Source organism: Companilactobacillus bobalius, from assembly GCF_009764355.1.
This window is the reverse complement of record NZ_LNUA01000051.1, coordinates 1-4,271: the sequence shown is the minus strand read 5'-3', so window position 1 is coordinate 4,271 and position 4,271 is coordinate 1. Positions and strand designations below refer to the sequence as shown.

Sequence of the window (4,271 nt, the reverse complement as noted above, 5' to 3'; positions counted from 1 at the left end):
GGTGATAGAATAATAAGCTATTTTTTTCATGGTTAACCTACGAGGTCTTTAAGACTGTCTGGGCGGAAACCGACGATAGGATCGCTGACAGAATTCATAACAACAGGAACACTCTTAAAACCTTGTTGTTTTAAAAGATCTAGGTATTCTGGGTCTTGATTGATGTTTCTTTCTTCGAAGGAAACGTTGTGCTCCTTCAAGTATCTCTTAGTCATTTTGCATTGCATACAGTTGTTCTTGCTATATACGATTACGTTATTCATAGTGATTAACTCCTTTCAACTTGCTATTCCCAATTAGTATAATCATTTAAAATCTTAAACACAATATATAGTGTTCGATATAACGGCTAATACACGATATAGCGTGGTTATACTGTCATTATAAAAATTCGACAAACGTATGTGCCCACACAATTTCGACCGTTTTGTATCTCAATTTCAAATATTTTTTCGATTCGTGGTAAAATTAGCGTAATGACTATTATAAAGTTATGGAGTGTTTAAGACAATTAATTTAGTTGGGAGAAAACTATGAGTTCTTGGAATTTTGTGGGAATTATTGCATGGATTATTGTAATTGCACTATTAATCTTTGTTGTATTTAATATTAGAAATCGACATTTAAAAATTCTTGTTCAACAAAAGAAGAAAATTACTGGAGTAACAATTTTAACAGATCTATTGGAAATTGTTGTCGTCATATTAGCTGTTAGTGGGATGTTATACACTAGTTTATTTACCAAGGTTGATTTGAACGATAAGGATAATATTGCGGTTAGTTATAAATATAATCCGATGATCGTCCAAACAACGAACGATGGACAAGGTTATTACGTTAAAATTAATAAGCAGGAATCTAGTTCATCAACGGATGTTTATCAATATTGGTTGAATAACTCTAAATATACGGTCTCAAGTCAAAACGCTACTATTTCGGATGCGACATTACCGTTTACTGTTTCCGGATTACGTTTGAATTGGCCAGTTAAAAAGATTAAGAAATTGGATTCTAAGTATCAGGATGCTTATGTCATAACAATGCAAGCTAAGTACAAGAATAACTTCAGAAATGGATTAGGATTAAAAGCTAACCATTTTGCAATGGAGTATCGTGTCTTGAGAGTACCGGCTAGTTCATTTATTAATGTTGAAAAATAAAGAAAACAGTTTGGAATATAATATGATTTTTTTCGTTTAAAACAAATAGGAGCAGGTAATCAAGTACGATTACCTACTCCTATTTTCCTTAATGCTTGGAAATACATATATTTATAATTACTTAGCTTTTTTGATTTTCTTGATGCTTACAACAATCTTGTTGTTTAGTTCAGTTTTATTAGCATTATCTTTAGGATCATTTTTTACAATTTCCATTAAAGCAGAGTGTTCGTAGATTTTTTCAACTTTGCCTTGGAATGGGTAATCCATATCTTCATCAACGGAGCAGTCGTAAACAGTTCCAACCTTTAAATCTTCTATTTTCATATGTAAAATCTCCTCGGATTAATTACTTAACAGACTAGTATATTAATATAGTAGAAGAAATATTTCAAACATAGGGGTTCTATAATGGATAAAAAAATTATTGTAATTACCGGTGCAAGTGGTACCGGCAAGACTACCATTAGCAAATATTTGAAAAATACTTATCGTATACCAAGTGTCATCACTCACACTACTAGATTACCACGTGATGGTGAAAAAAACGGCATAGATTATTATTTTGAAACAGAAGATTCATTCTTTAAAAATCATTATTTGGAAAAAGTCGAATACAGTGGTCATTGGTATGGATCATCGGAAGAAAGTCTCAATAAAACTTGGAAAAAGTACAATACTGCTAGTATTGTTGTGGATACACAGGGAGCTATTTCTTATAAGGAAAGATATGGTGAGAATGCCATTGTGATATTTTTAGAAGTGGATTATGACACCGTTGCTCAACGGTTAAAACTACGTGGAGATGATCACAAGCGTCTGATTTCACGTATAAATAGTGATGAATTCCTCAGAGATTTAAGAATTCCTAAAGAATTAGAGGGAAAATCCTATAAAATTATTAATAATGACATCGAAATCACTAAAAAAAGGGTCGATCAGATAATAAAAAGTGAAAAAGTAAATTAATTTGTTTTTTCACAATGGGGCAATAAATATTGATATATCAATGTTTATCGCCCTATTTTTATGGAATTTTTCAAAGTGTAACATTCTTATACAATTGTTGTAACAGTTCTGCAATATTCGGAGAGTAATATAGTGGTCGTTGAGTGATAAGAAATTAATAAATAATAAAAATTTAAACAATTAAAAAAATATACCAATTCATGGGGGATTTCAATTTTGAATAATAACGTTAAAAAAAGTCTAATTTCATTTACAGCTGCTGCAGCAATGGCAGTTACAGGTTTAGGTCTATCAAACGCTTCTTCAGCTAAGGCTGCAACAACTGTCCAAAATGCTCCTTCAGTTGTACGTACAAAGAACAATTCAGCACTATTCAGCACACCATCTTCAGATTCAAAGATTTCTAACCGTATTCTTGGATCAAACACAAGCTGGCGTGTAGCTAAGGCTGTTGTAGATGACAATGGTACAACATGGTATCTTGTAGGTAACAACGAATGGTTAAGTGGTGCTGATGTAACAACTGCTAGTCAAGCAACTACAGAAGCTGCTGCAACAACTGCTACTACTACACAAGCAACTGCTGCTAACGTTATTAGTACAGCTAAGAAGTATTTAGGAACACCTTACGTATGGGGTGGTAAGACACCAAGTGGTTTTGACTGCTCAGGTTTCACATCATATGTTTACAACCAAGCAACAGGTAAGAACATTGGTTCATACACAGTAGCTCAAGAAAGTGCCGGTACACAAGAAGCTGTTTCTCAAGCATCAGCCGGAGACCTTCTATTCTGGGGTGGCAAAGGTTCAAGTTATCACGTAGCTATCTACTTAGGTAACAACCAATACATCGCCGCACCTCAACCTGGTGAATCTGTAAAGATCTCATCAATCTCAAGTTACTTCATGCCTTCATTCGCTGTTAAGGTTCTATAATACATAGCATATTCAAGATTAAAATCGTTCATGAGGAAATCATCCGTAGGGATGGTTTTTTTTTATACCATCGTAATTCAAAAAAGATTTCAGGTCCTATAATATTTATAAGCATCATGATGGTCTGTGTATTGACAGAATCTTTTTGTTTTAAATTTGATAAAATACAATTAGAGGTATTAATAATTATGAAGAATATAATTGATGTCATATATAATAAGCTGCCACATATGTCAGTCACAGATAAAAAAATTGCACAAGTTATTTTAAAGAAGCCCCAAGATGTGGTTGACTATACAATTTCTCAGTTAGCTATTGAGGCTGAGGTAAGCGAAGCCTCTGTTTCAAGATTCTGTAAAAACTTAGGTATTGACGGATTTCATCAATTAAAAACTCGTTTGGCCCAGGTTTCTGATGATAGTAACGTATCATTTACTGTTGATGACGATATTCAGGCATCACTTAAAAATATTGCTGAAAAGAAGGATTCGGAAATCAGTAATACTTTGAAGAACTTGTCAACTGATAAAATGGCTGCTGCCTTATCAATAATTAAAAATGCTCGTTTAATTCAGGTAGTAGCCGAAGGAAACACTTATCCAGTAGCGATAGATACAGTTTACAAATTTAATCAAATTGGATTGCTGGCAATGAGTGATGCAGCCTTTGAAACTTCAATTGCGCAAACACTAAATATGTCGCTCGAAGATATTTTGCTGGTTATATCAAATTCAGGTGAATCTAAGTCATTAATAAAGCAGATAGACGTGGCTCAAAAACGGGGTATCAAAGTTCTTGCCATAACTAACCGTTCCGATTCTCCTATTGCCCAAAGAGCAGATTTACATCTAAAAACATATGTACGTGAACAAATATTTCAGTCTGAGTATTATTTCTCAAGAATAGCAGCGTCAACTATGATCGAGGCTATTTTTTTATTATTGATTGGTCAGGATAAGGGAACATTAGATAAAATTGCTCGACATGAGGAATTAATATCAGATCGTAAAATTTAATATCTTGCTTGACAGGGTATTTTTTTTATTTTATTATGAAAATTAATTTCAAGAATACTAACATCATGAAAATATATTTCTGATAAGGAGCCCAAAAAATGGAGAAATTAATTGAAAAGGCGTCAAGAATGATTGAACCAAATATGATCGTCAGTTTTGGTGGGGGTAGAACGGTAAGTCGATTGATAAA

The 4,271-nt window shown here is 33.2% G+C and carries 6 protein-coding genes; 4 read left to right on the top strand and 2 right to left on the bottom strand.

Annotation, left to right across the window (positions count from 1 at the left end):
- Positions 1–32: 32 nt before the first annotated feature.
- A complete protein-coding gene (nrdH, locus tag ATN92_RS12690; RefSeq protein ID WP_025085015.1) occupies positions 33–263 on the bottom strand; it encodes a glutaredoxin-like protein NrdH in 231 nt (76 codons plus the stop codon).
- Positions 264–533: 270 nt separating this feature from the next.
- Between nrdH and ATN92_RS12685 the strand changes: the two genes are divergently transcribed.
- Positions 534–1,160, top strand: a complete 627-nt coding sequence (locus tag ATN92_RS12685) for an LVIS_2131 family protein (protein ID WP_056950836.1) — start codon at positions 534–536, stop codon at positions 1,158–1,160.
- Positions 1,161–1,277: 117 nt separating this feature from the next.
- On the opposite strand, the gene ATN92_RS12680 is transcribed toward ATN92_RS12685, so the two are convergent.
- Complete coding sequence (locus tag ATN92_RS12680; RefSeq protein WP_025085017.1) at positions 1,278–1,487, bottom strand: hypothetical protein; 210 nt, start codon at positions 1,485–1,487, stop codon at positions 1,278–1,280.
- 84 nt (positions 1,488–1,571) lie between these two features.
- On the opposite strand from ATN92_RS12680, the gene ATN92_RS12675 reads away from it, so the two are divergent.
- The 3 genes from ATN92_RS12675 to ATN92_RS12665 all read left to right on the top strand — a co-directional run bounded on the left by ATN92_RS12675 (position 1,572) and on the right by ATN92_RS12665 (position 4,081).
- Complete coding sequence (locus tag ATN92_RS12675; RefSeq protein ID WP_056950838.1) at positions 1,572–2,129, top strand: guanylate kinase; 558 nt, start codon at positions 1,572–1,574, stop codon at positions 2,127–2,129.
- 216 nt (positions 2,130–2,345) lie between these two features.
- Positions 2,346–3,065, top strand: a complete 720-nt coding sequence (locus ATN92_RS12670; RefSeq protein WP_056950840.1) for a C40 family peptidase — start codon at positions 2,346–2,348, stop codon at positions 3,063–3,065.
- A gap of 188 nt (positions 3,066–3,253) precedes the next feature.
- The gene (locus ATN92_RS12665) at positions 3,254–4,081 is read left to right on the top strand and encodes a MurR/RpiR family transcriptional regulator (protein ID WP_056950841.1); all 828 of its coding nucleotides are present in this window, start codon (positions 3,254–3,256) and stop codon (positions 4,079–4,081) included.
- Positions 4,082–4,271 lie beyond the last annotated feature (190 nt).